Here is a 26746-nt window from a genome sequence, read left to right on the forward strand (position 1 = left end):
ACTAATAAGCCGACAACCTGACACACACCACACCCCCCGGGTGTGGTGAAAGAACTGTGCTACGCGTCCACCATGCGGTCCCAAACAACAACCCACCAGTTTGACCCGAGGAACCAGATAATGAATAAGCAACACCACCACCCCCACAAGGGATCCACTGGTTGGTGTTGCGTGTCACGGAAACGATCCAGTGACCCTTACAAACCAACCCCACCCCTGGTGGGGAGTTTGAAAGAGTTACGGCGGTCATAGCGTGGGGGAAACGCCCGGTCCCATTCCGAACCCGGAAGCTAAGACCCCAGCGCCGATGGTACTGCACTCGCGAGGGTGTGGGAGAGTAGGACACCGCCGGACACAACCACCCAGGATGGCCCGAGCAACGACGCCCGGGCCATCACTGCACCACCAACAAAAACAGCCCCCACCACCAACACGAGCACGGGGGCTGTTCGCCTTTAACCGGCATCCCAGCACCCACAACTACTACCACCCCACAAGCCGCCCCAACGTGGACCGACCGAGCTCGGCCATCGACGGATTCGACTCCCGGTAGTACCAGACGAGGCCGATCGCCTGCTCGAAAGCCCAGCCCGCTCCTCGCTCCCACTCCTCGTCGCCGACGCCGAGCCGCTCACGTAAGCGCCGGCGTCGTCGTTCATCCAGCAGGTGCCAGGCAGCGACCAGGTCGAGTGCGGGATCGGCCGGGCCGAATCCGCCGGTGTCGAGGACTCCGCTCAGGCGTTCGCCGTCGACCAGAATATTCGCCGGAATCAGGTCCCCGTGGTTCATCACGTCGGCGCCGGCCGGCGACAGGGTACGGAAGTGCTCCCATAGCTTCCTGAGCGGCCCGACGTCCAGCAATCCGTGGCTCTGCCGGAGGCATTCTTCGACCCATCCGTCGTGTTCTTGCAGGACACCGCCTCGTCCCGTCCCGGCGAAGGTTCTCCCGCCGGTGGAGTGGAGTCTCAGCGCGGTGATGAGATCCGCGAGGTCTTCGGCGAAGCCGTCCGAGCTCTCATGGCTGTGCGGCGAGGGGGTGACGCCCGGGAGCCAGCTCTGCAGGCTCCACCCGCTGGGCAGGTCACCGACGGTTCCGCGATGCCGAGAGGGCGTGGACCGGGGAAGGGCGACGCCTGGAGGAACTCCTCCATGGCACTCGCCTCATGCGCCGGCGTCGGGTCAGGGCCGTTCACATCATGAGCCAGCAGCGGGAAGCGGGCTGCCGCCTCCTCTCCGACGCGGAAGATCGCGTTGACCGTCCCGGAGGTGTCGAGCCGGCGAATGACGTGACCGCGATACTCCGGAAACCGCTGGGCGATGAGGAACGCGGCGTCCTCCTCGCTGAGGACGAGCTGGTTCTCATGCATCATCACGGACATCCCTCCTCAACGCGCGGGAGCGGCCTCCTTCGTCAGCCAACCACGATACGTCCGCCCTCTCAACTGTTGCACTGCGCAACAAAAGAGGCGTAAGCTATGGTGCATAGCGCAACTAGTGATGGAGGTCGACATGTTCGACTCGCTCCTCGTCCTACGCCTCGCGGCGGGAGACGTCATCAGGATTCCTCTCACGTCCGTCCCCGGCCAGGAAACCTTCTCCACCTTCGTGAAGGAGGCCGGTCCCTGTCCGGACGGCATCGCGATCGACGGAGACACCGTGTATTGGACGACCATGGGCGTTCCATCGGTGTCCCGGGCCTCAGCGGCGAGGAAGGCCTCGACTACGGCAGCCGCAATGGTGGGATCAGTGGGGCCGCACTGGCGGACGGACGTTCTTTCGCCGTCGTCGAGCCCGGTGGGATCACCACCGGCAAGCAGCTGTGCGCCGACGGCGCGGGTCGCCTCTACTGGAGCGATCGCGAGGATGCCGGATCTCCTCTGCCCGCACCGACGGTTCGGATCTGCAGGACCTGGTGATCAACGCGCCGGACGGGTCCAAGGACCAGGAGTGCGTCGGGGTGGCGGTCGATGTGGAAGCCGGTTCCTTGTACTGGACCCAGAAGGGCCCCGCGAAGGGTGGACACGGCCGGATTTTCCGTGCGGGCCTCACTCTGGGGAGGGCGAGGACGTCCGGTCGCGCGCGACCTCGAGCTTCTCTGGCAGGACCTGCCGGAACCGATCGACCTGGAGATCCATGACGGATTCCTCTACTGGACCGACCGCGGCGCCGAACCGGCCGGCAACACCCCTCAACCGGCGCCCGTTGCCGGCGCCCGGAGCGAAGGGCGCCGAGCCCGAGATCCTCGCGCGGGGCTTCCGAGAGGCTATCGGCCTGGCGATCGACGGCGACGCGGGCGTCGCGTACGTCTCCGAGCTGGGCGGTCGCATCGTCGCCGTCGAGCTCCACCCCGCCGGGGAGGCAGCCGCGCCGCGCGTGGTCGCGGATCTCGGCACCCCACTCTCAGCCTGGCCGGCCTGAACAGCACTCACGAACAGCAGGACTGAGGACCACTCATGGCATACGACTTCACTTTCGATCAGATCCGCAACCGTCCCGTCACGGTCATCGGCGGGGGCACCCTGGGCCGCAGGATCGCCTTGATGATGGCTTCCCGCGGCGGAACCGTCCGGATCTCCGATCCCCAGCAGGCAGTGGCGGAAGCCGCCGTGCAGTACGTCGCCGAGACCCTGCCCGGAGTCCTGTCCGAACGCGGCTCCGGTGAAGCGGGCACCGTCGTGGCCGCCAACGGCCTGGCGGACGCGCTCGAGGACGCCTGGCTGGTCATCGAAGCGGTTCCGGAACGACTCGAGATCAAAATTCCGCTCTGGGGAGAAGTGGACCGGCTCGCGCCGGACGACGCGATCTTCGCCACGAACTCCTCCTCGTACGCCTCACGTCTGATGGATGAGCGGATCCGGGACAAGTCGCGATTCTGCAATCTGCACTTCTACACATGCCACCCGCGTCCAATGCGGCCGACGTGATGTCCGACGGCGAGACCGACCGTGCCGTGCTCGACACCCTTCTGAGGGTGCTGCCGGAGTTCGACGTGCACCCGTTCGAGGCCCGCAAGGAGAGCACGGGGTTCATCTTCAACCGGGTATGGGCCGCGATCAAGCGCGAATCCCTCGCCGTGGTGGCCGAGGGCGTGGCCCGCCCCGAGGATGTGGACGCGATGTTCCGGCTCAACTGGCACATGCCCGTGGGCCCGTTCCAGATGATGGACGGAGTGGGTCTGGACGTGGTCCTCGACATCGAGGAGCACTACGCGCAGGAGAACCCACCTGGCGGAGGGGCCGCGGACCCTCCTGCGTGAGTACGTGGAGGCGGGCAAACTGGGCCGCAAGACCGGCGAGGGCTTCTACCGCTACGACTCCTGAGACACCGCCGGACGGGGGTCCCCCACGCCCGGATGTGTCTGATTTGGACCGGAAACCGGGTGAGATCGAGCAAAAACACCGAAAACACGCGGGATTTGCGACTCTGGGCCGTCAGGACTGGTAAGTTTCAGAACAGTGGTTCCCGCGCGAACCGCGTGGTAATTCCAAGTAGTCGATACGTCCAGGAGGACACCCATGGCTAAAACCGTAGCGACGTCGTCGCCGAAGTTGCCAAGAAGGCTGACGTCAGCCAGGCTTCCGTCAACAACGTGCTGGATGCCCTGTTCGAGGTTTTCGAAGCTTCCGTCGCCGCCGGCGAGAAGATCACCATCCCGGGCTGGCTCGCCGTTGAGCGCACCGACCGTGCTGCTCGCACCGGCCGCAACCCGCAGACCGGCGAGACCATTCAGATCCCGGCCGGCCACAGCGTCAAGCTGACCGCAGGCTCCAAGCTGAAGGCTGCTGCTTCCAAGAAGTAAGCTCCTTCGCTTCCTGAGGGCACCGGCATCCGCCGGTGCCCTCAGCTGTTTAAGCCCGGGCACCTGGTGACGTCGTCACGGAGAGGAAAGCGCGATGCGGAAAACGAAGCACGAACCGACGTGAGGTCGTCGCGGCGTCCTATGACGCGGTGGCCGGCCTGTACATCGAGCTCTTCGGGGACGAGGAGCTCGCGGACCCTCGGGATCTGGAGACGATCACGGCGTGGGCCGCGACGTGCGACGGTCCTGTGCTCGACGCCGGCTGCGGACCGGGGCACTGGACTGCGGCCCTGGCGCGGCGAGGGGTGGAGGTCGCGGGCGTCGATCTCTCGGCGGAGTTCCTGGAGCACGCACGACGCCTGTACCCGGCCCTGTCCTTCCAGTCGGCCGATGTCCGCAGGCTCCCGTCGAGGGACGGCTCGTGGGCGGGGGTGCTGGCATGGTTCTCGCTCATCATCTCGATCCTGTGGACGTGCGCGCTGTCCTCGCCGAGGTGCATCGTGTGCTCGCTCCCGGAGGAAGAATCCTGATCGGCTTCTTCGCGGGTGAAGGTGACGAACCGCTGCCCTTTGCGCATCAGGTGGCGCCGGCGTGGTCGTGGCCGGGTGAATGGGTCGAGGAACAGCTGGTCCTCGCGGGGTTCAGGCCGAGGGGCGCCACGGTACGGGGCCAGCGGAACGCAGCGGCACTGGGTCATTGCGAGGCCGTCAGGGTGCCCTGAGGCACCGTCTGGGGCAGGCTTGCGGAGTCCTCCAGAAGTGTGTAGAGTAGATCGGGTTGCCGGGCCGGTTGTGCTGGTTCTGGTGGCGGTCTTCGATTCTCATTCCTTTGATTTCATTCACCATTTTCGGGTGCTTTTTTGTGGTGCCTTTGGTGTTTGTTTTTGTGAATTCGAATTCTGGTTGGATGTTTATCCGGCCGGGGAGCGGATTTGCGAAAGGGAAAGCTGATGGGTTAGGATTGAAGGGTTGCGGCGGGAAAGCCTGGAGGAATTGCTCCGGTGAGTATCGCAGAGCAGTCTGTTGTTTGAGAACTCAATAGTGTCATTTTTTTTGATACCAATGTTTTTTTGGTAATCACTGATTTCACCGCCCCTGTGGTGGATTGTGTTTGCTGGGTTTTGAATTTCTTTTTGGAGAGTTTGATCCTGGCTCAGGATGAACGCTGGCGGCGTGCTTAACACATGCAAGTCGAACGATGAAGCCTAGCTTGCTGGGTGGATTAGTGGCGAACGGGTGAGTAACACGTGAGTAACCTGCCCTTGACTCTGGGATAAGCCTGGGAAACTGGGTCTAATACCGGATACGACCATTGCCCGCATGGGTTGGTGGTGGAAAGCTTTTGTGGTTTTGGATGGACTCGCGGCCTATCAGCTTGTTGGTGAGGTAATGGCTCACCAAGGCGACGACGGGTAGCCGGCCTGAGAGGGTGACCGGCCACACTGGGACTGAGACACGGCCCAGACTCCTACGGGAGGCAGCAGTGGGGAATATTGCACAATGGGCGAAAGCCTGATGCAGCGACGCCGCGTGAGGGATGACGGCCTTCGGGTTGTAAACCTCTTTCAGTAGGGAAGAAGCGAAAGTGACGGTACCTGCAGAAGAAGCGCCGGCTAACTACGTGCCAGCAGCCGCGGTAATACGTAGGGCGCAAGCGTTATCCGGAATTATTGGGCGTAAAGAGCTCGTAGGCGGTTTGTCGCGTCTGCTGTGAAAGGCCAGGGCTCAACCCTGGTTCTGCAGTGGGTACGGGCAGACTTGAGTGATGTAGGGGAGACTGGAATTCCTGGTGTAGCGGTGAAATGCGCAGATATCAGGAGGAACACCGATGGCGAAGGCAGGTCTCTGGGCATTAACTGACGCTGAGGAGCGAAAGCATGGGGAGCGAACAGGATTAGATACCCTGGTAGTCCATGCCGTAAACGTTGGGCACTAGGTGTGGGGGACATTCCACGTTTTCCGCGCCGTAGCTAACGCATTAAGTGCCCCGCCTGGGGAGTACGGCCGCAAGGCTAAAACTCAAAGGAATTGACGGGGGCCCGCACAAGCGGCGGAGCATGCGGATTAATTCGATGCAACGCGAAGAACCTTACCAAGGCTTGACATGGACTGGATCGCATCAGAGATGGTGTTTCCCTTCGGGGCTGGTTCACAGGTGGTGCATGGTTGTCGTCAGCTCGTGTCGTGAGATGTTGGGTTAAGTCCCGCAACGAGCGCAACCCTCGTTCCATGTTGCCAGCGCGTAATGGCGGGGACTCATGGGAGACTGCCGGGGTCAACTCGGAGGAAGGTGGGGACGACGTCAAATCATCATGCCCCTTATGTCTTGGGCTTCACGCATGCTACAATGGCCGGTACAAAGGGTTGCGATACTGTGAGGTGGAGCTAATCCCAAAAAGCCGGTCTCAGTTCGGATTGGGGTCTGCAACTCGACCCCATGAAGTTGGAGTCGCTAGTAATCGCAGATCAGCAACGCTGCGGTGAATACGTTCCCGGGCCTTGTACACACCGCCCGTCAAGTCACGAAAGTTGGTAACACCCGAAGCCGGTGGCCTAACCCCTTGTGGGAGGGAGCTGTCGAAGGTGGGACTGGCGATTGGGACTAAGTCGTAACAAGGTAGCCGTACCGGAAGGTGCGGCTGGATCACCTCCTTTCTAAGGAGCAAACGAGATCATGGCCGCTTCCTGCATGGGTTGTGGTGGTGGTTGAGTGTAGAACCCGCCTGCCAGGGCGTTCGTTCCTGGGGTGTGGTGCTCATGGGTGGAATATCGAAAAAACACATCCTCGTGATGGTTGGTGGGTTCCTGTGAAACAAGGGGGCTTGCCGGCTGGGGGTGCGGTTCCTGTACGGGTGCTGTGATGCTGCGTTTTAGTACGCCGGCCGGTGACGGTTGGTTGGAACGGGTGTGGTGTTGTGGTGGTGCAGGGGTTGTTGACACACTGTTGGGTCCTGAAGCAACAGGCCCGTCGCATGTCTCCTTTGGGGGTGTGTGGTGGTTGTTGTTTCGTTTGGTTGCCCTGCTTCTGGAAGGCGTGCCCGGTTGGGTGTGTTGGATGGGGGTGTGGGGTTGTTGTTTGAGAACTGCATAGTGGACGCGAGCATCTTATAAGGCGAGCGTCATGGCCTGGGTGGCCTCCTTTTGGGGGTTGTGTGGGTTGTGGTGTTTGTCTTGGTTTTTGTGTGGCCAAGTTTTTAAGGGCGCACGGTGAATGCCTTGGCATTAGGAGCCGATGAAGGACGTGGGAATCTGCGAAAAGCCTGGGGGAGTTGATAACCGAACTTTGATCCCAGGATGTCCGAATGGGGAAACCCGGCTGCCTGTTATGGGTAGTCACCCGCAGCTGAACGCATAGGCTGTGTGGAGGGAACGCGGGGAAGTGAAACATCTCAGTACCCGCAGGAAGAGAAAACAACATGTGATTCCGTGAGTAGTGGCGAGCGAAAGCGGATCAGGCTAAACCGGTCCATGTGTGATAGCCAGTGGGCGTTGCATGGTCGGGGTTGTGGGGTTGTTCCGTACCAGGGTCACTGACCTGGTCGGGTGTGAATGTGCTGGCGTAGATGAACGGCCTGGGATGGTCGACCATAGAGGGTGAGAGTCCCGTAATTGTCGCGTTGATGCACCGCTCGAGGGATGATTCCCGAGTAGCACGGGGCCCGAGAAATCCCGTGTGAATCTGTCAGGACCACCTGATAAGCCTAAATACTACCTAATGACCGATAGCGGACCAGTACCGTGAGGGAAAGGTGAAAAGTACCCCGGGAGGGGAGTGAAATAGTACCTGAAACCGTGTGCCTACAATCCGTCAGAGCAGGCTTGTACCTGTGATGGCGTGCCTTTTGAAGAATGAGCCTGCGAGTTAGTGTTACGTCGCGAGGTTAACCCGTGTGGGGAAGCCGTAGCGAAAGCGAGTCTGAATAGGGCGTTTGAGTGGCGTGATCTAGACCCGAAGCGAAGTGATCTACCCATGGCCAGGTTGAAGCGACGGTAAGACGTCGTGGAGGACCGAACCCACTTCAGTTGAAAATGGAGGGGATGAGCTGTGGGTAGGGGTGAAAGGCCAATCAAACTTCGTGATAGCTGGTTCTCCCCGAAATGCATTTAGGTGCAGCGTTGCGTGTTTCTTGCCGGAGGTAGAGCTACTGGATGGCCGATGGGCCCTACAAGGTTACTGACGTCAGCCAAACTCCGAATGCCGGTAAGTGAGAGCGCAGCAGTGAGACCGTGGGGGATAAGCTTCATGGTCGAGAGGGAAACAGCCCAGACCACCGACTAAGGCCCCTAAGCGTGTGCTAAGTGGGAAAGGATGTGGAGTTGCTTAGACAACCAGGAGGTTGGCTTAGAAGCAGCCACCCTTGAAAGAGTGCGTAATAGCTCACTGGTCAAGTGATTCCGCGCCGACAATGTAGCGGGGCTCAAGTACACCGCCGAAGTCGTGGATTTCAGATAGTAGACAAGCCTTCGTGGTTCAGTCGTCTGGAGTGGTAGGGGAGCGTCGTGTGGACGGTGAAGCCGCGGTGTAAACCAGTGGTGGAGACCACACGAGTGAGAATGCAGGCATGAGTAGCGAAAGACGGGTGAGAAACCCGTCCGCCGGATGATCAAGGGTTCCAGGGTCAAGCTAATCTGCCCTGGGTGAGTCGGGACCTAAGGCGAGGCCGACAGGCGTAGTCGATGGACAACGGGTTGATATTCCCGTACCGGCGAAGAACCGCCCATACTGAGCCCGGGATACTAACCACCCAATCCGCCTCCAGGAGCCTTCGGGCAAGTGGTGTGTGGTGAGGCTGGGAACTGATCGGGGGAGGTAAGCGTATTAACAGGTGTGACGCAGGAAGGTAGCTGAGCCGGGCGATGGTAGTCCCGGTCTAAGCAGGTAGGCCGTTCCCTAGGCAAATCCGGGGAACATGAAGGCTGAGACGTGATGGGACCCCACCTTGTGGGGGATTCAGTGATCCTATGCTGCCGAGAAAAGCATCGACGCGAGGTTCCAGCCGCCCGTACCCGAAACCGACACAGGTGATCAGGTAGAGAATACTAAGGCGATCGAGAGAATCATGGTTAAGGAACTCGGCAAAATGCCCCCGTAACTTCGGGAGAAGGGGGGCCCGGACTGTGAAGAGGACTTGCTCCTCGGAGCGGATAAGGGCCGCAGAGACCAGGGGGAAGCGACTGTTTACTAAAAACACAGGTCCGTGCGAAGTCGCAAGACGATGTATACGGACTGACTCCTGCCCGGTGCTGGAAGGTTAAGAGGACCGGTCAACACTTTGGTGTGAAGCCGGGAATTTAAGCCCCAGTAAACGGCGGTGGTAACTATAACCATCCTAAGGTAGCGAAATTCCTTGTCGGGTAAGTTCCGACCTGCACGAATGGAGTAACGACTTCCCTACTGTCTCAACCATGAACTCGGCGAAATTGCACTACGAGTAAAGATGCTCGTTACGCGCAGCAGGACGGAAAGACCCCGAGACCTTTACTATAGTTTGGTATTGGTGTTCGGAGTGGCTTGTGTAGGATAGGTGGGAGACTGTGAAGCGGACACGCCAGTGTTCGTGGAGTCATCGTTGAAATACCACTCTGGTCACTTTGGACATCTAACTTCGGCCCATGATCTGGGTCAGGGACAGTGCCTGATGGGTAGTTTAACTGGGGCGGTTGCCTCCTAAAAAGTAACGGAGGCGCCCAAAGGTTCCCTCAGCCTGGTTGGCAATCAGGTGTCGAGTGTAAGTGCACAAGGGAGCTTGACTGTGAGAGAGACATCTCGAGCAGGGACGAAAGTCGGGACTAGTGATCCGGCGGTACATTGTGGAATGGCCGTCGCTCAACGGATAAAAGGTACCTCGGGGATAACAGGCTGATCTTGCCCAAGAGTCCATATCGACGGCATGGTTTGGCACCTCGATGTCGGCTCGTCGCATCCTGGGGCTGGAGTAGGTCCCAAGGGTTGGGCTGTTCGCCCATTAAAGCGGTACGCGAGCTGGGTTTAGAACGTCGTGAGACAGTTCGGTCCCTATCCGCTGCGCGCGCAGGAAATTTGAGAAGGGCTGTCCTTAGTACGAGAGGACCGGGACGGACGAACCTCTGGTGTGTCAGTTGTACTGCCAAGTGCACCGCTGATTGGCTACGTTCGGATGGGATAACCGCTGAAAGCATCTAAGCGGGAAGCCCGCTTCAAGATAAGATTTCCATGACCCTTCGGGGTCGAGAGGCTCCCAGCAGACCACTGGGTTGATAGGCCGGACGTGGAAGCAGGGACTAACGACCTGTGAAGCTGACCGGTACTAATAAGCCGACAACCTGACCACACACCACACCCCCCCGGGTGTGGGTGAAAGAACTGTGCTACGCGTCCACCATGCGGTCCCCAAACAACAAACCCACCAGTTTGACCCGAGGGAACCAGATAATTGAATAAGCAACACCACCACCCCCACAAGGGATCCACTGGTTGGTGTTGCGTGTCACGGAAACGATCCAGTGACCCTTACAAACCAACCCCCACCCCCTGGTGGGGAGTTTGAAAGAGTTACGGCGGTCATAGCGTGGGGGAAACGCCCGGTCCCATTCCGAACCCGGAAGCTAAGACCCACAGCGCCGATGGTACTGCACTCGCGAGGGTGTGGGAGAGTAGGACACCGCCGGACACAACCACCCAGGATGGCCCGAGCAACGACGCCCGGGCCATCACTGCACCACCAACAAAACAGCCCCCACCACCAACACGAGCACGGGGGCTGTTCGCCTTTAACCGGCATCCCAGCACGCCACCAACTACCACCCCACAAGCCGCCCCAACGTGGACCGACCGAGCTCGGCCATCGACGGATTCGACTCCCGGTAGTACCAGACGAGGCCGATCGCCTGCTCGAAAGCCCAGCCCGCTCCTCGCTCCCACTCCTCGTCGCCGACGCCGAGCCGCTCACGTAAGCGCCGGCGTCGTCGTTCATCCAGCAGGTGCCAGGCAGCGACCAGGTCGAGTGCGGGATCGGCCGGGCCGAATCCGCCGGTGTCGAGGACTCCGCTCAGGCGTTCGCCGTCGACCAGAATATTCGCCGGAATCAGGTCCCCGTGGTTCATCACGTCGGCGCCGGCCGGCGACAGGGTACGGAAGTGCTCCCATAGCTTCCTGAGCGGCCCGACGTCCAGCAATCCGTGGCTCTGCCGGAGGCATTCTTCGACCCATCCGTCGTGTTCTTGCAGGACACCGCCTCGTCCCGTCCCGGCGAAGGTTCTCCCGCCGGTGGAGTGGAGTCTCAGCGCGGTGATGAGATCCGCGAGGTCTTCGGCGAAGCCGTCCGAGCTCTCATGGCTGTGCGGCGAGGGGGTGACGCCCGGGAGCCAGCTCTGCAGGCTCCACCCGCTGGGGCAGGTCACCGACGGTTCCGCGATGCCGAGAGGGCGTGGACCGGGGAAGGGCGACGCCTGGAGGAACTCCTCCATGGCACTCGCCTCATGCGCCGGCGTCGGGTCAGGGCCGTTCACATCATGAGCCAGCAGCGGGAAGCGGGCTGCCGCCTCCTCTCCGACGCGGAAGATCGCGTTGACCGTCCCGGAGGTGTCGAGCCGGCGAATGACGTGACCGCGATACTCCGGAAACCGCTGGGCGATGAGGAACGCGGCGTCCTCCTCGCTGAGGACGAGCTGGTTCTCATGCATCATCACGGACATCCCTCCTCAACGCGGCGGGAGCGGCCTCCCTTCGTCAGCCAACCACGATACGTCCGCCCTCTCAACTGTTGCACTGCGCAACAAAAGAGGCGTAAGCTATGGTGCATAGCGCAACTAGTGATGGAGGTCGACATGTTCGACTCGCTCCTCGTCCTACGCCTCGCGGCGGGAGACGTCATCAGGATTCCTCTCACGTCCGTCCCCGGCCAGGAAACCTTCTCCACCTTCGTGAAGGAGGCCGGTCCCTGTCCGGACGGCATCGCGATCGACGGAGACACCGTGTATTGGACGACCATGGGCGTTCCATCGGTGGTCCCGGGCCTCAGCGGCGAGGAAGGCCTCGACTACGGCAGCCGCAATGGTGGGATCAGTGGGGCCGCACTGGCGGACGGACGTTCTTTCGCCGTCGTCGAGCCCGGTGGGATCACCACCGGCAAGCAGCTGTGCGCCGACGGCGCGGGTCGCCTCTACTGGAGCGATCGCGAGGGATGCCGGATCTCCTCTGCCCGCACCGACGGTTCGGATCTGCAGGACCTGGTGATCAACGCGCCGGACGGGTCCAAGGACCAGGAGTGCGTCGGGGTGGCGGTCGATGTGGAAGCCGGTTCCTTGTACTGGACCCAGAAGGGCCCCGCGAAGGGTGGACACGGCCGGATTTTCCGTGCGGGCCTCACTCTGGCGGAGGGCGAGGACGTCCGGTCGCGCAGCGACCTCGAGCTTCTCTGGCAGGACCTGCCGGAACCGATCGACCTGGAGATCCATGACGGATTCCTCTACTGGACCGACCGCGGCGCCGAACCGGCCGGCAACACCCTCAACCGGGCGCCGTTGCCGGCGCCCGGAGCGAAGGGCGCCGAGCCCGAGATCCTCGCGCGGGGCTTCCGAGAGGCTATCGGCCTGGCGATCGACGGCGACGCGGGCGTCGCGTACGTCTCCGAGCTGGGCGGTCGCATCGTCGCCGTCGAGCTCCACCCCGCCGGGGAGGCAGCCGCGCCGCGCGTGGTCGCGGATCTCGGCACCCCACTCTCAGGCCTGGCCGGCCTGAACAGCACTCACGAACAGCAGGACTGAGGACCACTCATGGCATACGACTTCACTTTCGATCAGATCCGCAACCGTCCCGTCACGGTCATCGGCGGGGGCACCCTGGGCCGCAGGATCGCCTTGATGATGGCTTCCCGCGGCGGAACCGTCCGGATCTCCGATCCCCAGCAGGCAGTGGCGGAAGCCGCCGTGCAGTACGTCGCCGAGACCCTGCCCGGAGTCCTGTCCGAACGCGGCTCCGGTGAAGCGGGCACCGTCGTGGCCGCCAACGGCCTGGCGGACGCGCTCGAGGACGCCTGGCTGGTCATCGAAGCGGTTCCGGAACGACTCGAGATCAAAATTCCGCTCTGGGGAGAAGTGGACCGGCTCGCGCCGGACGACGCGATCTTCGCCACGAACTCCTCCTCGTACGCCTCACGTCTGATGGATGAGCGGATCCGGGACAAGTCGCGATTCTGCAATCTGCACTTCTACATGCCACCCGCGTCCAATGCGGCCGACGTGATGTCCGACGGCGAGACCGACCGTGCCGTGCTCGACACCCTTCTGAGGGTGCTGCCGGAGTTCGACGTGCACCCGTTCGAGGCCCGCAAGGAGAGCACGGGGTTCATCTTCAACCGGGTATGGGCCGCGATCAAGCGCGAATCCCTCGCCGTGGTGGCCGAGGGCGTGGCCCGCCCCGAGGATGTGGACGCGATGTTCCGGCTCAACTGGCACATGCCCGTGGGCCCGTTCCAGATGATGGACGGAGTGGGTCTGGACGTGGTCCTCGACATCGAGGAGCACTACGCGCAGGAGAACCCGCACCTGGCGGAGGGGCCGCGGACCCTCCTGCGTGAGTACGTGGAGGCGGGCAAACTGGGCCGCAAGACCGGCGAGGGCTTCTACCGCTACGACTCCTGAGACACCGCCGGACGGGGGTCCCCCACGCCCGGATGTGTCTGATTTGGACCGGAAACCGGGTGAGATCGAGCAAAAAACACCGAAAACACGCGGGATTTGCGACTCTGGGCCGTCAGGACTGGTAAGTTTCAGAACAGTGGTTCCCGCGCGAACCGCGTGGTAATTCCAAGTAGTCGATACGTCCAGGAGGACACCCATGGCTAAGAACCGTAGCGACGTCGTCGCCGAAGTTGCCAAGAAGGCTGACGTCAGCCAGGCTTCCGTCAACAACGTGCTGGATGCCCTGTTCGAGGTTTTCGAAGCTTCCGTCGCCGCCGGCGAGAAGATCACCATCCCGGGCTGGCTCGCCGTTGAGCGCACCGACCGTGCTGCTCGCACCGGCCGCAACCCGCAGACCGGCGAGACCATTCAGATCCCGGCCGGCCACAGCGTCAAGCTGACCGCAGGCTCCAAGCTGAAGGCTGCTGCTTCCAAGAAGTAAGCTCCTTCGCTTCCTGAGGGCACCGGCATCCGCCGGTGCCCTCAGCTGTTTAAGCCCGGGCACCTGGTGACGTCGTCACGGAGGAGGAAAGCGCGATGCGGAGAAACGAAGCACGAACCGACGGTGAGGTCGTCGCGGCGTCCTATGACGCGGTGGCCGGCCTGTACATCGAGCTCTTCGGGGACGAGGAGCTCGCGGACCCTCGGGATCTGGAGACGATCACGGCGTGGGCCGCGACGTGCGACGGTCCTGTGCTCGACGCCGGCTGCGGACCGGGGCACTGGACTGCGGCCCTGGCGCGGCGAGGGGTGGAGGTCGCGGGCGTCGATCTCTCGGCGGAGTTCCTGGAGCACGCACGACGCCTGTACCCGGCCCTGTCCTTCCAGTCGGCCGATGTCCGCAGGCTCCCGTCGAGGGACGGCTCGTGGGCGGGGGTGCTGGCATGGTTCTCGCTCATTCATCTCGATCCTGTGGACGTGCGCGCTGTCCTCGCCGAGGTGCATCGTGTGCTCGCTCCCGGAGGAAGAATCCTGATCGGCTTCTTCGCGGGTGAAGGTGACGAACCGCTGCCCTTTGCGCATCAGGTGGCGCCGGCGTGGTCGTGGCCGGGTGAATGGGTCGAGGAACAGCTGGTCCTCGCGGGGTTCAGGCCGAGGGGCGCCACGGTACGGGGCGCCAGCGGAACGCAGCGGGCACTGGGTCATTGCGAGGCCGTCAGGGTGCCCTGAGGCACCGTCTGGGGCAGGGCTTGCGGAGTCCTCCAGAAGTGTGTAGAGTAGATCGGGTTGCCGGGCCGGTTGTGCTGGTTCTGGTGGCGGTCTTCGATTCTCATTCCTTTGATTTCATTCACCATTTTCGGGTGCTTTTTTGTGGTGCCTTTGGTGTTTGTTTTTGTGAATTCGAATTCTGGTTGGATGGTTTATCCGGCCGGGGAGCGGATTTGCGAAAGGGAAAGCTGATGGGTTAGGATTGAAGGGTTGCGGCGGGAAAGCCTGGAGGAATTGCTCCGGTGAGTATCGCAGAGCAGTCTGTTGTTTGAGAACTCAATAGTGTGTCATGTTTTTTTGATACCAATGTTTTTTTGGTAATCACTGATTTCACCGCCCCTGTGGTGGATTGGTGTTTGCTGGGTTTTGAATTTCTTTTTGGAGAGTTTGATCCTGGCTCAGGATGAACGCTGGCGGCGTGCTTAACACATGCAAGTCGAACGATGAAGCCTAGCTTGCTGGGTGGATTAGTGGCGAACGGGTGAGTAACACGTGAGTAACCTGCCCTTGACTCTGGGATAAGCCTGGGAAACTGGGTCTAATACCGGATACGACCATTGCCCGCATGGGTTGGTGGTGGAAAGCTTTTGTGGTTTTGGATGGACTCGCGGCCTATCAGCTTGTTGGTGAGGTAATGGCTCACCAAGGCGACGACGGGTAGCCGGCCTGAGAGGGTGACCGGCCACACTGGGACTGAGACACGGCCCAGACTCCTACGGGAGGCAGCAGTGGGGAATATTGCACAATGGGCGAAAGCCTGATGCAGCGACGCCGCGTGAGGGATGACGGCCTTCGGGTTGTAAACCTCTTTCAGTAGGGAAGAAGCGAAAGTGACGGTACCTGCAGAAGAAGCGCCGGCTAACTACGTGCCAGCAGCCGCGGTAATACGTAGGGCGCAAGCGTTATCCGGAATTATTGGGCGTAAAGAGCTCGTAGGCGGTTTGTCGCGTCTGCTGTGAAAGGCCAGGGCTCAACCCTGGTTCTGCAGTGGGTACGGGCAGACTTGAGTGATGTAGGGGAGACTGGAATTCCTGGTGTAGCGGTGAAATGCGCAGATATCAGGAGGAACACCGATGGCGAAGGCAGGTCTCTGGGCATTAACTGACGCTGAGGAGCGAAAGCATGGGGAGCGAACAGGATTAGATACCCTGGTAGTCCATGCCGTAAACGTTGGGCACTAGGTGTGGGGGACATTCCACGTTTTCCGCGCCGTAGCTAACGCATTAAGTGCCCCGCCTGGGGAGTACGGCCGCAAGGCTAAAACTCAAAGGAATTGACGGGGGCCCGCACAAGCGGCGGAGCATGCGGATTAATTCGATGCAACGCGAAGAACCTTACCAAGGCTTGACATGGACTGGATCGCATCAGAGATGGTGTTTCCCTTCGGGGCTGGTTCACAGGTGGTGCATGGTTGTCGTCAGCTCGTGTCGTGAGATGTTGGGTTAAGTCCCGCAACGAGCGCAACCCTCGTTCCATGTTGCCAGCGCGTAATGGCGGGGACTCATGGGAGACTGCCGGGGTCAACTCGGAGGAAGGTGGGGACGACGTCAAATCATCATGCCCCTTATGTCTTGGGCTTCACGCATGCTACAATGGCCGGTACAAAGGGTTGCGATACTGTGAGGTGGAGCTAATCCCAAAAAGCCGGTCTCAGTTCGGATTGGGGTCTGCAACTCGACCCCATGAAGTTGGAGTCGCTAGTAATCGCAGATCAGCAACGCTGCGGTGAATACGTTCCCGGGCCTTGTACACACCGCCCGTCAAGTCACGAAAGTTGGTAACACCCGAAGCCGGTGGCCTAACCCCTTGTGGGAGGGAGCTGTCGAAGGTGGGACTGGCGATTGGGACTAAGTCGTAACAAGGTAGCCGTACCGGAAGGTGCGGCTGGATCACCTCCTTTCTAAGGAGCAAACGAGATCATGGCCGCTTCCTGCATGGGTTGTGGTGGTGGTTGAGTGTAGAACCCGCCTGCCAGGGCGTTCGTTCCTGGGGTGTGGTGCTCATGGGTGGAATATCGAAAAAACACATCCTCGTGATGGTTGGTGGGTTCCTGTGAAACAAGGGGGCTTGCCGGCTGGGGGTGCGGTTCCTGTACGGGTGCTGTGATGCTGCGTTTTAGTACGCCGGCCGGTGACGGTTGGTTGGAACGGGTGTGGTGTTGTGGTGGTGCAGGGGTTGTTGACACACTGTTGGGTCCTGAAGCAACAGGCCCGTCGCATGTCTCCTTTGGGGGTGTGTGGTGGTTGTTGTTTCGTTTGGTTGCCCTGCTTCTGGAAGGCGTGCCCGGTTGGGTGTGTTGGATGGGGGTGTGGGGTTGTTGTTTGAGAACTGCATAGTGGACGCGAGCATCTTATAAGGCGAGCGTCATGGCCTGGGTGGCCTCCTTTTGGGGGTTGTGTGGGTTGTGGTGTTTGTCTTGGTTTTTGTGTGGCCAAGTTTTTAAGGGCGCACGGTGAATGCCTTGGCATTAGGAGCCGATGAAGGACGTGGGAATCTGCGAAAAGCCTGGGGGAGTTGATAACCGAACTTTGATCCCAGGATGTCCGAATGGGGAAACCCGGCTGCCTGTTATGGGTAGTCACCCGCAGCTGAACGCATAGGCTGTGTGGAGGGAACGCGGGGAAGTGAAACATCTCAGTACCCGCAGGAAGAGAAAACAACATGTGATTCCGTGAGTAGTGGCGAGCGAAAGCGGATCAGGCTAAACCGGTCCATGTGTGATAGCCAGTGGGCGTTGCATGGTCGGGGTTGTGGGGTTGTTCCGTACCAGGGTCACTGACCTGGTCGGGTGTGAATGTGCTGGCGTAGATGAACGGCCTGGGATGGTCGACCATAGAGGGTGAGAGTCCCGTAATTGTCGCGTTGATGCACCGCTCGAGGGATGATTCCCGAGTAGCACGGGGCCCGAGAAATCCCGTGTGAATCTGTCAGGACCACCTGATAAGCCTAAATACTACCTAATGACCGATAGCGGACCAGTACCGTGAGGGAAAGGTGAAAAGTACCCCGGGAGGGGAGTGAAATAGTACCTGAAACCGTGTGCCTACAATCCGTCAGAGCAGGCTTGTACCTGTGATGGCGTGCCTTTTGAAGAATGAGCCTGCGAGTTAGTGTTACGTCGCGAGGTTAACCCGTGTGGGGAAGCCGTAGCGAAAGCGAGTCTGAATAGGGCGTTTGAGTGGCGTGATCTAGACCCGAAGCGAAGTGATCTACCCATGGCCAGGTTGAAGCGACGGTAAGACGTCGTGGAGGACCGAACCCACTTCAGTTGAAAATGGAGGGGATGAGCTGTGGGTAGGGGTGAAAGGCCAATCAAACTTCGTGATAGCTGGTTCTCCCCGAAATGCATTTAGGTGCAGCGTTGCGTGTTTCTTGCCGGAGGTAGAGCTACTGGATGGCCGATGGGCCCTACAAGGTTACTGACGTCAGCCAAACTCCGAATGCCGGTAAGTGAGAGCGCAGCAGTGAGACCGTGGGGGATAAGCTTCATGGTCGAGAGGGAAACAGCCCAGACCACCGACTAAGGCCCCTAAGCGTGTGCTAAGTGGGAAAGGATGTGGAGTTGCTTAGACAACCAGGAGGTTGGCTTAGAAGCAGCCACCCTTGAAAGAGTGCGTAATAGCTCACTGGTCAAGTGATTCCGCGCCGACAATGTAGCGGGGCTCAAGTACACCGCCGAAGTCGTGGATTTCAGATAGTAGACAAGCCTTCGTGGTTCAGTCGTCTGGAGTGGTAGGGGAGCGTCGTGTGGACGGTGAAGCCGCGGTGTAAACCAGTGGTGGAGACCACACGAGTGAGAATGCAGGCATGAGTAGCGAAAGACGGGTGAGAAACCCGTCCGCCGGATGATCAAGGGTTCCAGGGTCAAGCTAATCTGCCCTGGGTGAGTCGGGACCTAAGGCGAGGCCGACAGGCGTAGTCGATGGACAACGGGTTGATATTCCCGTACCGGCGAAGAACCGCCCATACTGAGCCCGGGATACTAACCACCCAATCCGCCTCCAGGAGCCTTCGGGCAAGTGGTGTGTGGTGAGGCTGGGAACTGATCGGGGGAGGTAAGCGTATTAACAGGTGTGACGCAGGAAGGTAGCTGAGCCGGGCGATGGTAGTCCCGGTCTAAGCAGGTAGGCCGTTCCCTAGGCAAATCCGGGGAACATGAAGGCTGAGACGTGATGGGACCCCACCTTGTGGGGGATTCAGTGATCCTATGCTGCCGAGAAAAGCATCGACGCGAGGTTCCAGCCGCCCGTACCCGAAACCGACACAGGTGATCAGGTAGAGAATACTAAGGCGATCGAGAGAATCATGGTTAAGGAACTCGGCAAAATGCCCCCGTAACTTCGGGAGAAGGGGGGCCCGGACTGTGAAGAGGACTTGCTCCTCGGAGCGGATAAGGGCCGCAGAGACCAGGGGGAAGCGACTGTTTACTAAAAACACAGGTCCGTGCGAAGTCGCAAGACGATGTATACGGACTGACTCCTGCCCGGTGCTGGAAGGTTAAGAGGACCGGTCAACACTTTGGTGTGAAGCCGGGAATTTAAGCCCCAGTAAACGGCGGTGGTAACTATAACCATCCTAAGGTAGCGAAATTCCTTGTCGGGTAAGTTCCGACCTGCACGAATGGAGTAACGACTTCCCTACTGTCTCAACCATGAACTCGGCGAAATTGCACTACGAGTAAAGATGCTCGTTACGCGCAGCAGGACGGAAAGACCCCGAGACCTTTACTATAGTTTGGTATTGGTGTTCGGAGTGGCTTGTGTAGGATAGGTGGGAGACTGTGAAGCGGACACGCCAGTGTTCGTGGAGTCATCGTTGAAATACCACTCTGGTCACTTTGGACATCTAACTTCGGCCCATGATCTGGGTCAGGGACAGTGCCTGATGGGTAGTTTAACTGGGGCGGTTGCCTCCTAAAAAGTAACGGAGGCGCCCAAAGGTTCCCTCAGCCTGGTTGGCAATCAGGTGTCGAGTGTAAGTGCACAAGGGAGCTTGACTGTGAGAGAGACATCTCGAGCAGGGACGAAAGTCGGGACTAGTGATCCGGCGGTACATTGTGGAATGGCCGTCGCTCAACGGATAAAAGGTACCTCGGGGATAACAGGCTGATCTTGCCCAAGAGTCCATATCGACGGCATGGTTTGGCACCTCGATGTCGGCTCGTCGCATCCTGGGGCTGGAGTAGGTCCCAAGGGTTGGGCTGTTCGCCCATTAAAGCGGTACGCGAGCTGGGTTTAGAACGTCGTGAGACAGTTCGGTCCCTATCCGCTGCGCGCGCAGGAAATTTGAGAAGGGCTGTCCTTAGTACGAGAGGACCGGGACGGACGAACCTCTGGTGTGTCAGTTGTACTGCCAAGTGCACCGCTGATTGGCTACGTTCGGATGGGATAACCGCTGAAAGCATCTAAGCGGGAAGCCCGCTTCAAGATAAGATTTCCATGACCCTTCGGGGTCGAGAGGCTCCCAGCAGACCACTGGGTTGATAGGCCGGACGTGGAAGCAGGGACTAACGACCTGTGAAGCTGACCGGTACTAATAAGCCGACAACCTGACCACACACCACACCCCCCCGGGTGTGGGTGAAAGAACTGTGCTACGCGTCCACCATGCGGTCCCCAAACAACAAACCCACCAGTTTGACCCGAGGGAACCAGATAATTGAATAAGCAACACCACCACCCCCACAAGGGATCCACTGGTTGGTGTTGCGTGTCACGGAAACGATCCAGTGACCCTTACAAACCAACCCCCACCCCCTGGTGGGGAGTTTGAAAGAGTTACGGCGGTCATAGCGTGGGGGAAACGCCCGGTCCCATTCCGAACCCGGAAGCTAAGACCCACAGCGCCGATGGTACTGCACTCGCGAGGGTGTGGGAGAGTAGGACACCGCCGGACACAACCACCCAGGATGGCCCGAGCAACGACGCCCGGGCCATCACTGCACCACCAACAAAACAGCCCCCACCACCAACACGAGCACGGGGGCTGTTCGCCTTTAACCGGCATCCCAGCACGCCACCAACTACCACCCCACAAGCCGCCCCAACGTGGACCGACCGAGCTCGGCCATCGACGGATTCGACTCCCGGTAGTACCAGACGAGGCCGATCGCCTGCTCGAAAGCCCAGCCCGCTCCTCGCTCCCACTCCTCGTCGCCGACGCCGAGCCGCTCACGTAAGCGCCGGCGTCGTCGTTCATCCAGCAGGTGCCAGGCAGCGACCAGGTCGAGTGCGGGATCGGCCGGGCCGAATCCGCCGGTGTCGAGGACTCCGCTCAGGCGTTCGCCGTCGACCAGAATATTCGCCGGAATCAGGTCCCCGTGGTTCATCACGTCGGCGCCGGCCGGCGACAGGGTACGGAAGTGCTCCCATAGCTTCCTGAGCGGCCCGACGTCCAGCAATCCGTGGCTCTGCCGGAGGCATTCTTCGACCCATCCGTCGTGTTCTTGCAGGACACCGCCTCGTCCCGTCCCGGCGAAGGTTCTCCCGCCGGTGGAGTGGAGTCTCAGCGCGGTGATGAGATCCGCGAGGTCTTCGGCGAAGCCGTCCGAGCTCTCATGGCTGTGCGGCGAGGGGGTGACGCCCGGGAGCCAGCTCTGCAGGCTCCACCCGCTGGGGCAGGTCACCGACGGTTCCGCGATGCCGAGAGGGCGTGGACCGGGGAAGGGCGACGCCTGGAGGAACTCCTCCATGGCACTCGCCTCATGCGCCGGCGTCGGGTCAGGGCCGTTCACATCATGAGCCAGCAGCGGGAAGCGGGCTGCCGCCTCCTCTCCGACGCGGAAGATCGCGTTGACCGTCCCGGAGGTGTCGAGCCGGCGAATGACGTGACCGCGATACTCCGGAAACCGCTGGGCGATGAGGAACGCGGCGTCCTCCTCGCTGAGGACGAGCTGGTTCTCATGCATCATCACGGACATCCCTCCTCAACGCGGCGGGAGCGGCCTCCCTTCGTCAGCCAACCACGATACGTCCGCCCTCTCAACTGTTGCACTGCGCAACAAAAGAGGCGTAAGCTATGGTGCATAGCGCAACTAGTGATGGAGGTCGACATGTTCGACTCGCTCCTCGTCCTACGCCTCGCGGCGGGAGACGTCATCAGGATTCCTCTCACGTCCGTCCCCGCCAGGAAACCTTCTCCACCTTCGTGAAGGAGGCCGGTCCCTGTCCGGACGGCATCGCGATCGACGGAGACACCGTGTATTGGACGACCATGGGCGTTCCATCGGTGGTCCCGGGCCTCAGCGGCGAGGAAGGCCTCGACTACGGCAGCCGCAATGGTGGGATCAGTGGGGCCGCACTGGCGGACGGACGTTCTTTCGCCGTCGTCGAGCCCGGTGGGATCACCACCGGCAAGCAGCTGTGCGCCGACGGCGCGGGTCGCCTCTACTGGAGCGATCGCGAGGGATGCCGGATCTCCTCTGCCCGCACCGACGGTTCGGATCTGCAGGACCTGGTGATCAACGCGCCGGACGGGTCCAAGGACCAGGAGTGCGTCGGGGTGGCGGTCGATGTGGAAGCCGGTTCCTTGTACTGGACCCAGAAGGGCCCGCGAAGGGTGGACACGGCCGGATTTTCCGTGCGGGCCTCACTCTGGCGGAGGGCGAGGACGTCCGGTCGCGCAGCGACCTCGAGCTTCTCTGGCAGGACCTGCCGGAACCGATCGACCTGGAGATCCATGACGGATTCCTCTACTGGACCGACCGCGGCGCCGAACCGGCCGGCAACACCCTCAACCGGGCGCCGTTGCCGGCGCCCGGAGCGAAGGGCGCCGAGCCGAGATCCTCGCGCGGGGCTTCCGAGAGGCTATCGGCCTGGCGATCGACGGCGACGCGGGCGTCGCGTACGTCTCCGAGCTGGGCGGTCGCATCGTCGCCGTCGAGCTCCACCCCGCCGGGGAGGCAGCCGCGCCGCGCGTGGTCGCGGATCTCGGCACCCCACTCTCAGGCCTGGCCGGCCTGAACAGCACTCACGAACAGCAGGACTGAGGACCACTCATGGCATACGACTTCACTTTCGATCAGATCCGCAACCGTCCCGTCACGGTCATCGGCGGGGCACCCTGGGCCGCAGGATCGCCTTGATGATGGCTTCCCGCGGCGGAACCGTCCGGATCTCCGATCCCCAGCAGGCAGTGGCGGAAGCCGCCGTGCAGTACGTCGCCGAGACCCTGCCCGGAGTCCTGTCCGAACGCGGCTCCGGTGAAGCGGGCACCGTCGTGGCCGCCAACGGCCTGGCGGACGCGCTCGAGGACGCCTGGCTGGTCATCGAAGCGGTTCCGGAACGACTCGAGATCAAAATTCCGCTCTGGGGAGAAGTGGACCGGCTCGCGCCGGACGACGCGATCTTCGCCACGAACTCCTCCTCGTACGCCTCACGTCTGATGGATGAGCGGATCCGGGACAAGTCGCGATTCTGCAATCTGCACTTCTACATGCCACCCGCGTCCAATGCGGCCGACGTGATGTCCGACGGCGAGACCGACCGTGCCGTGCTCGACACCCTTCTGAGGGTGCTGCCGGAGTTCGACGTGCACCCGTTCGAGGCCCGCAAGGAGAGCACGGGGTTCATCTTCAACCGGGTATGGGCCGCGATCAAGCGCGAATCCCTCGCCGTGGTGGCCGAGGGCGTGGCCCGCCCCGAGGATGTGGACGCGATGTTCCGGCTCAACTGGCACATGCCCGTGGGCCCGTTCCAGATGATGGACGGAGTGGGTCTGGACGTGGTCCTCGACATCGAGGAGCACTACGCGCAGGAGAACCCGCACCTGGCGGAGGGCCGCGGACCCTCCTGCGTGAGTACGTGGAGGCGGGCAAACTGGGCCGCAAGACCGGCGAGGGCTTCTACCGCTACGACTCCTGAGACACCGCCGGACGGGGGTCCCCACGCCCGGATGTGTCTGATTTGGACCGGAACCGGGTGAGATCGAGCAAAAAACACCGAAAACACGCGGGATTTGCGACTCTGGGCCGTCAGGACTGGTAAGTTTCAGAACAGTGGTTCCCGCGCGAACCGCGTGGTAATTCCAAGTAGTCGATACGTCCAGGAGGACACCCATGGCTAAGAACCGTAGCGACGTCGTCGCCGAAGTTGCCAAGAAGGCTGACGTCAGCCAGGCTTCCGTCAACAACGTGCTGGATGCCCTGTTCGAGGTTTTCGAAGCTTCCGTCGCCGCCGGCGAGAAGATCACCATCCCGGGCTGGCTCGCCGTTGAGCGCACCGACCGTGCTGCTCGCACCGGCCGCAACCCGCAGACCGGCGAGACCATTCAGATCCCGGCCGGCCACAGCGTCAAGCTGACCGCAGCTCCAAGCTGAAGGCTGCTGCTTCCAAGAAGTAAGCTCCTTCGCTTCCTGAGGGCACCGGCATCCGCCGGTGCCCTCAGCTGTTTAAGCCCGGGCACCTGGTGACGTCGTCACGGAGGAGGAAAGCGCGATGCGGAGAAACGAAGCACGAACCGACGGTGAGGTCGTCGCGGCGTCCTATGACGCGGTGGCCGGCCTGTACATCGAGCTCTTCGGGACGAGGAGCTCGCGGACCCTCGGATCTGGAGACGATCACGGCGTGGGCCGCGACGTGCGACGGTCCTGTGCTCGACGCCGGCTGCGGACGGGCACTGGACTGCGGCCCTGGCGCGGCGAGGGGTGGAGGTCGCGGGCGTCGATCTCTCGGCGGAGTTCCTGGAGCACGCACGACGCCTGTACCGCCCTGTCCTTCCAGTCGGCCGATGTCCGCAGGCTCCCGTCGAGGACGGCTCGTGGCGGGGTGCTGGCATGGTTCTCGCTCATTCATCTCGATCCTGTGGACGTGCGCGCTGTCCTCGCCGAGGTGCATCGTGTGCTCGCTCCCGGAGGAAGAATCCTGATCGGCTTCTTCGCGGTGAAGGTGACGAACCGCTGCCCTTTGCGCATCAGGTGGCGCCGGCGTGGTCGTGGCCGGTGAATGGGTCGAGGAACAGCTGGTCCTCGCGGGTTCAGGCCGAGGGGCGCCACGGTACGGGGCGCCAGCGGAACGCACGGGCACTGGGTCATTGCGAGGCCGTCAGGGTGCCTGAGGCACCGTCTGGGCAGGGCTTGCGGAGTCCTCCAGAAGTGTGTAGAGTAGATCGGGTTGCCGGCCGGTTGTGCTGGTTCTGTGCGGTCTTCGATTCTCATTCCTTTGATTCATTCACCATTTTCGGGTGCTTTTTTGTGGTGCCTTTGGTGTTTGTTTTGTGAATTCGAATTCTGGTTGGATGGTTTATCCGCCGGGGAGCGGATTTGCGAAAGGGAAAGCTGATGGGTTAGGATTGAAGGGTTGCGGCGGGAAAGCCTGGAGGAATGCTCCGGTGAGTATCGCAGAGCAGTCTGTTGTTTGAGAACTCAATAGTGTGTCATGTTTTTTGATACCAATGTTTTTTTGGTAATCACTGATTTCACCGCCCTGTGGTGGATTGGTGTTTGCTGGGTTTGAATTTCTTTTTGGAGAGTTTGATCCTGGCTCAGGATGAACGCTGGCGGCGTGCTTAACACATGCAAGTCGAACGATGAAGCCTAGCTTGCTGGGTGGATTAGTGGCGAACGGTGAGTAACACGTGAGTAACCTGCCCTTGACTCTGGGATAAGCCTGGGAAACTGGGTCTAATACCGGATACGACCATTGCCCGATGGGTTGTGGTGGAAAGCTTTTGTGGTTTTGGATGGACTCGCGGCCTATCAGCTTGTTGTGAGGTAATGGCTCACCAAGGCGACGACGGTAGCCGGCCTGAGAGGGTGACCGGCCACACTGGACTGAGACACGGCCCAGACTCCTACGGAGCAGCAGTGGGAATATTGCACAATGGGCGAAAGCCTGATGCAGCGACGCCGCGTGAGGATGACGGCCTTCGGGTTGTAAACCTCTTTCAGTAGGGAAGAAGCGAAAGTGACGGTACCTGCAGAAGAAGCGCCGGCTAACTACGTGCCAGCAGCCGCGGTAATACGTAGGGCGCAAGCGTTATCCGGAATTATTGGCGTAAAGAGCTCGTAGGCGGTTTGTCGCGTCTGCTGTGAAAGGCCAGGTCAACCTGGTTCTGCAGTGGTAGGGCAGACTTGAGTGATGTAGGGAGACTGGAATTCCTGGTGTAGCGGTGAAATGCGCAGATATCAGGAGGAACACCGATGGCGAAGGCAGGTCTCTGGGCATTAACTGACGCTGAGGAGCGAAAGCATGGGGAGCGAACAGGATTAGATACCCTGGTAGTCCATGCCGTAAACGTTGGGCACTAGGTGTGGGGGACATTCCACGTTTTCCGCGCCGTAGCTAAGCATTAAGTGCCCCGCCTGGGAGTACGGCCGCAAGGCTAAAACTCAAAGAATTGACGGGGGCCCGCACAAGCGGCGGAGCATGCGGATTAATTCGATGCAACGCGAAGAACCTTACCAAGGCTTGACATGGACTGGATCGCATCAGAGATGGTGTTTCCCTTCGGGGCTGTTCACAGGTGGTGCATGGTTGTCGTCAGCTCGTGTCGTGAGATGTTGGGTTAAGTCCCGCAACGAGCGCAACCCTCGTTCCATGTTGCCAGCGCGTAATGGCGGGGACTCATGGAGGACTGCCGGGGTCAACTCGGAGGAAGGTGGGGACGACGTCAAATCATCATGCCCCTTATGTCTTGGGCTTCACGCATGCTACAATGGCCGTACAAAGGGTTGCGATACTGTGAGGTGGAGCTAATCCCAAAAAGCCGGTCTCAGTTCGGATTGGGGTCTGCAACTCGACCCCATGAAGTTGGAGTCGCTAGTAATCGCCAGATCAGCAACCGCTGCGGTGAATACGTTCCCGGGCCTTGTACACACCGCCCGTCAAGTCACGAAAGTTTGGTAACACCCGAAGCCGGTGGGCCCTAACCCCTTGTGGGAGGGAGCTGTCGAAGGTGGGACTGGCGATTGGGACTAAGTCGTAACAAGGTAGCCGTACCGGAAGGTGCGGCTGGATCACCTCCTTTCTAAGGAGCAAACGACGCATCATGGCCGCTTCCTGCATGGGTTGTGGTGGTGGTTGAGTGTAGAACCCGCCTCGCCAGGGCGTTCGTTCCTGGGTGTGGTGCTCATGGGTGGAAT

The 26746-nt window shown here is 60.8% G+C and carries 16 protein-coding genes, 8 rRNA genes and 3 pseudogenes; 22 read left to right on the top strand and 5 right to left on the bottom strand.

Features of this window, described 5'->3' with window-relative positions:
- The first annotated feature begins 238 nt into the window (after nt 1-238).
- A 5S ribosomal RNA gene (gene rrf, locus BLV63_RS17650) occupies nt 239-354 on the top strand.
- A 129-nt stretch (nt 355-483) separates the two neighbouring features.
- Here rrf (BLV63_RS17650) and BLV63_RS17655 read toward each other — a convergent pair.
- Complete coding sequence (locus BLV63_RS17655) at nt 484-1080, bottom strand: phosphotransferase (protein WP_367888722.1); 597 nt, start codon at nt 1078-1080, stop codon at nt 484-486.
- The gene (locus BLV63_RS19000) at nt 966-1379 is read right to left on the bottom strand and encodes a protein kinase family protein (protein WP_254780634.1); all 414 of its coding nucleotides are present in this window, start codon (nt 1377-1379) and stop codon (nt 966-968) included. The genes BLV63_RS17655 and BLV63_RS19000 overlap by 115 nt, the downstream gene beginning before the upstream one ends.
- A gap of 282 nt (nt 1380-1661) precedes the next feature.
- Between BLV63_RS19000 and BLV63_RS18845 the strand changes: the two genes are divergently transcribed.
- The 10 genes and pseudogenes from BLV63_RS18845 (at nt 1662) to rrf (BLV63_RS17690) (ending at nt 10448) form a co-directional block, all read left to right on the top strand.
- Nucleotides 1662-1916 carry a hypothetical protein gene (locus BLV63_RS18845; protein ID WP_217640491.1) on the top strand — a complete coding sequence of 85 codons (255 nt, stop codon included), beginning with the start codon at nt 1662-1664 and terminating at the stop codon, nt 1914-1916.
- A 217-nt stretch (nt 1917-2133) separates the two neighbouring features.
- Nucleotides 2134-2418 (top strand): hypothetical protein, encoded by a 285-nt coding sequence (locus BLV63_RS18850; protein WP_217640492.1) that lies wholly within the window; start codon nt 2134-2136, stop codon nt 2416-2418.
- A gap of 35 nt (nt 2419-2453) precedes the next feature.
- Entirely contained in the window at nt 2454-2924 is a 471-nt protein-coding gene (locus BLV63_RS18855; protein WP_217640493.1) for a 3-hydroxyacyl-CoA dehydrogenase NAD-binding domain-containing protein, read from the top strand.
- Nucleotides 2894-3256, top strand: a complete 363-nt coding sequence (locus BLV63_RS18860; RefSeq protein WP_217640494.1) for a 3-hydroxyacyl-CoA dehydrogenase family protein — start codon at nt 2894-2896, stop codon at nt 3254-3256. The genes BLV63_RS18855 and BLV63_RS18860 overlap by 31 nt, the downstream gene beginning before the upstream one ends.
- 4 nt (nt 3257-3260) lie before the next feature.
- A complete protein-coding gene (locus tag BLV63_RS19175) occupies nt 3261-3320 on the top strand; it encodes a hypothetical protein (RefSeq protein ID WP_367888723.1) in 60 nt (19 codons plus the stop codon).
- 203 nt (nt 3321-3523) lie between these two features.
- Nucleotides 3524-3799: pseudogene (locus tag BLV63_RS17670) on the top strand (HU family DNA-binding protein); the annotation flags it as partial.
- Nucleotides 3800-3948: 149 nt separating this feature from the next.
- Entirely contained in the window at nt 3949-4329 is a 381-nt protein-coding gene (locus BLV63_RS17675; protein ID WP_074784708.1) for a class I SAM-dependent methyltransferase, read from the top strand.
- A 599-nt stretch (nt 4330-4928) separates the two neighbouring features.
- A 16S ribosomal RNA gene (locus tag BLV63_RS17680) occupies nt 4929-6453 on the top strand.
- Between the two features lie 529 nt (nt 6454-6982).
- Nucleotides 6983-10109: ribosomal RNA gene (locus BLV63_RS17685) — 23S ribosomal RNA — on the top strand.
- Nucleotides 10110-10331: 222 nt separating this feature from the next.
- Nucleotides 10332-10448 (top strand): 5S ribosomal RNA (gene rrf / locus BLV63_RS17690).
- Together the 16S, 23S and 5S rRNA genes form the textbook arrangement of a ribosomal RNA operon.
- A gap of 127 nt (nt 10449-10575) precedes the next feature.
- Here the strand turns inward: rrf (BLV63_RS17690) and BLV63_RS17695 are convergent.
- Nucleotides 10576-11472, bottom strand: coding sequence for a phosphotransferase (locus BLV63_RS17695; protein WP_254780426.1), 897 nt, complete (start codon nt 11470-11472; stop codon nt 10576-10578).
- A gap of 132 nt (nt 11473-11604) precedes the next feature.
- Here BLV63_RS17695 and BLV63_RS17700 point away from each other — a divergent pair, with 132 nt between their 5' ends.
- The 7 genes from BLV63_RS17700 to rrf (BLV63_RS17730) all read left to right on the top strand — a co-directional run bounded on the left by BLV63_RS17700 (nt 11605) and on the right by rrf (BLV63_RS17730) (nt 20562).
- Complete coding sequence (locus BLV63_RS17700) at nt 11605-12543, top strand: SMP-30/gluconolactonase/LRE family protein (protein WP_066217553.1); 939 nt, start codon at nt 11605-11607, stop codon at nt 12541-12543.
- A 9-nt stretch (nt 12544-12552) separates the two neighbouring features.
- Nucleotides 12553-13419, top strand: a complete 867-nt coding sequence (locus tag BLV63_RS17705) for a 3-hydroxyacyl-CoA dehydrogenase family protein (RefSeq protein WP_066217551.1) — start codon at nt 12553-12555, stop codon at nt 13417-13419.
- 196 nt (nt 13420-13615) lie between these two features.
- Nucleotides 13616-13900: an HU family DNA-binding protein gene (locus tag BLV63_RS17710; RefSeq protein ID WP_066217548.1), complete on the top strand. Its 285-nt coding sequence runs from the start codon at nt 13616-13618 to the stop codon at nt 13898-13900.
- Between the two features lie 95 nt (nt 13901-13995).
- A complete protein-coding gene (locus BLV63_RS17715) occupies nt 13996-14628 on the top strand; it encodes a class I SAM-dependent methyltransferase (protein ID WP_066217546.1) in 633 nt (210 codons plus the stop codon).
- Nucleotides 14629-15042: 414 nt separating this feature from the next.
- A 16S ribosomal RNA gene (locus BLV63_RS17720) occupies nt 15043-16567 on the top strand.
- A gap of 529 nt (nt 16568-17096) precedes the next feature.
- Nucleotides 17097-20223 (top strand): 23S ribosomal RNA (locus BLV63_RS17725).
- A 222-nt stretch (nt 20224-20445) separates the two neighbouring features.
- A 5S ribosomal RNA gene (gene rrf / locus BLV63_RS17730) occupies nt 20446-20562 on the top strand.
- Between the two features lie 127 nt (nt 20563-20689).
- On the opposite strand, the gene BLV63_RS17735 is transcribed toward rrf (BLV63_RS17730), so the two are convergent.
- Nucleotides 20690-21586 carry a phosphotransferase gene (locus BLV63_RS17735; RefSeq protein ID WP_254780426.1) on the bottom strand — a complete coding sequence of 299 codons (897 nt, stop codon included), beginning with the start codon at nt 21584-21586 and terminating at the stop codon, nt 20690-20692.
- A 1166-nt stretch (nt 21587-22752) separates the two neighbouring features.
- Between BLV63_RS17735 and BLV63_RS17745 the strand changes: the two are divergent.
- Together BLV63_RS17745 and BLV63_RS17750 are read left to right on the top strand one after the other, a co-directional pair.
- Nucleotides 22753-23528, top strand: a pseudogene (locus BLV63_RS17745) (3-hydroxyacyl-CoA dehydrogenase family protein).
- A gap of 194 nt (nt 23529-23722) precedes the next feature.
- A pseudogene (locus BLV63_RS17750) lies at nt 23723-24006 on the top strand (HU family DNA-binding protein).
- Between the two features lie 217 nt (nt 24007-24223).
- On the opposite strand, the gene BLV63_RS18735 reads toward BLV63_RS17750, so the two are convergent.
- Nucleotides 24224-24454 carry a hypothetical protein gene (locus BLV63_RS18735; RefSeq protein WP_175533616.1) on the bottom strand — a complete coding sequence of 77 codons (231 nt, stop codon included), beginning with the start codon at nt 24452-24454 and terminating at the stop codon, nt 24224-24226.
- On the opposite strand from BLV63_RS18735, the gene BLV63_RS19180 reads away from it, so the two are divergent.
- Together BLV63_RS19180 and BLV63_RS17760 are read left to right on the top strand one after the other, a co-directional pair.
- Nucleotides 24375-24608: a class I SAM-dependent methyltransferase gene (locus tag BLV63_RS19180; RefSeq protein WP_367888724.1), complete on the top strand. Its 234-nt coding sequence runs from the start codon at nt 24375-24377 to the stop codon at nt 24606-24608. The genes BLV63_RS18735 and BLV63_RS19180 overlap by 80 nt on opposite strands.
- A 515-nt stretch (nt 24609-25123) precedes the next feature.
- Nucleotides 25124-26631: ribosomal RNA gene (locus BLV63_RS17760) — 16S ribosomal RNA — on the top strand.
- Nucleotides 26632-26746: the final 115 nt, after the last annotated feature.

The sequence above is a fragment of the Arthrobacter woluwensis genome, assembly GCF_900105345.1.
Lineage (GTDB): Bacteria > Actinomycetota > Actinomycetes > Actinomycetales > Micrococcaceae > Arthrobacter_E > Arthrobacter_E woluwensis.

Coding starts and splice junctions, on each gene's coding strand:
- BLV63_RS19000 (WP_254780634.1), bottom strand. CDS start 1,379: ATGTCCGTGATGATGCATGAGAACCAGCTCGTCCTCAGCGAGGAGGAC.
- BLV63_RS18850 (WP_217640492.1), top strand. CDS start 2,134: ATGACGGATTCCTCTACTGGACCGACCGCGGCGCCGAACCGGCCGGCA.
- BLV63_RS18855 (WP_217640493.1), top strand. CDS start 2,454: ATGGCATACGACTTCACTTTCGATCAGATCCGCAACCGTCCCGTCACG.
- BLV63_RS18860 (WP_217640494.1), top strand. CDS start 2,894: ATGCCACCCGCGTCCAATGCGGCCGACGTGATGTCCGACGGCGAGACC.
- BLV63_RS17695 (WP_254780426.1), bottom strand. CDS start 11,472: ATGTCCGTGATGATGCATGAGAACCAGCTCGTCCTCAGCGAGGAGGAC.
- BLV63_RS17700 (WP_066217553.1), top strand. CDS start 11,605: ATGTTCGACTCGCTCCTCGTCCTACGCCTCGCGGCGGGAGACGTCATC.
- BLV63_RS17705 (WP_066217551.1), top strand. CDS start 12,553: ATGGCATACGACTTCACTTTCGATCAGATCCGCAACCGTCCCGTCACG.
- BLV63_RS17710 (WP_066217548.1), top strand. CDS start 13,616: ATGGCTAAGAACCGTAGCGACGTCGTCGCCGAAGTTGCCAAGAAGGCT.
- BLV63_RS17715 (WP_066217546.1), top strand. CDS start 13,996: ATGCGGAGAAACGAAGCACGAACCGACGGTGAGGTCGTCGCGGCGTCC.
- BLV63_RS17735 (WP_254780426.1), bottom strand. CDS start 21,586: ATGTCCGTGATGATGCATGAGAACCAGCTCGTCCTCAGCGAGGAGGAC.
- BLV63_RS18735 (WP_175533616.1), bottom strand. CDS start 24,454: ATGAGCGAGAACCATGCCAGCACCCCGCCACGAGCCGTCCTCGACGGG.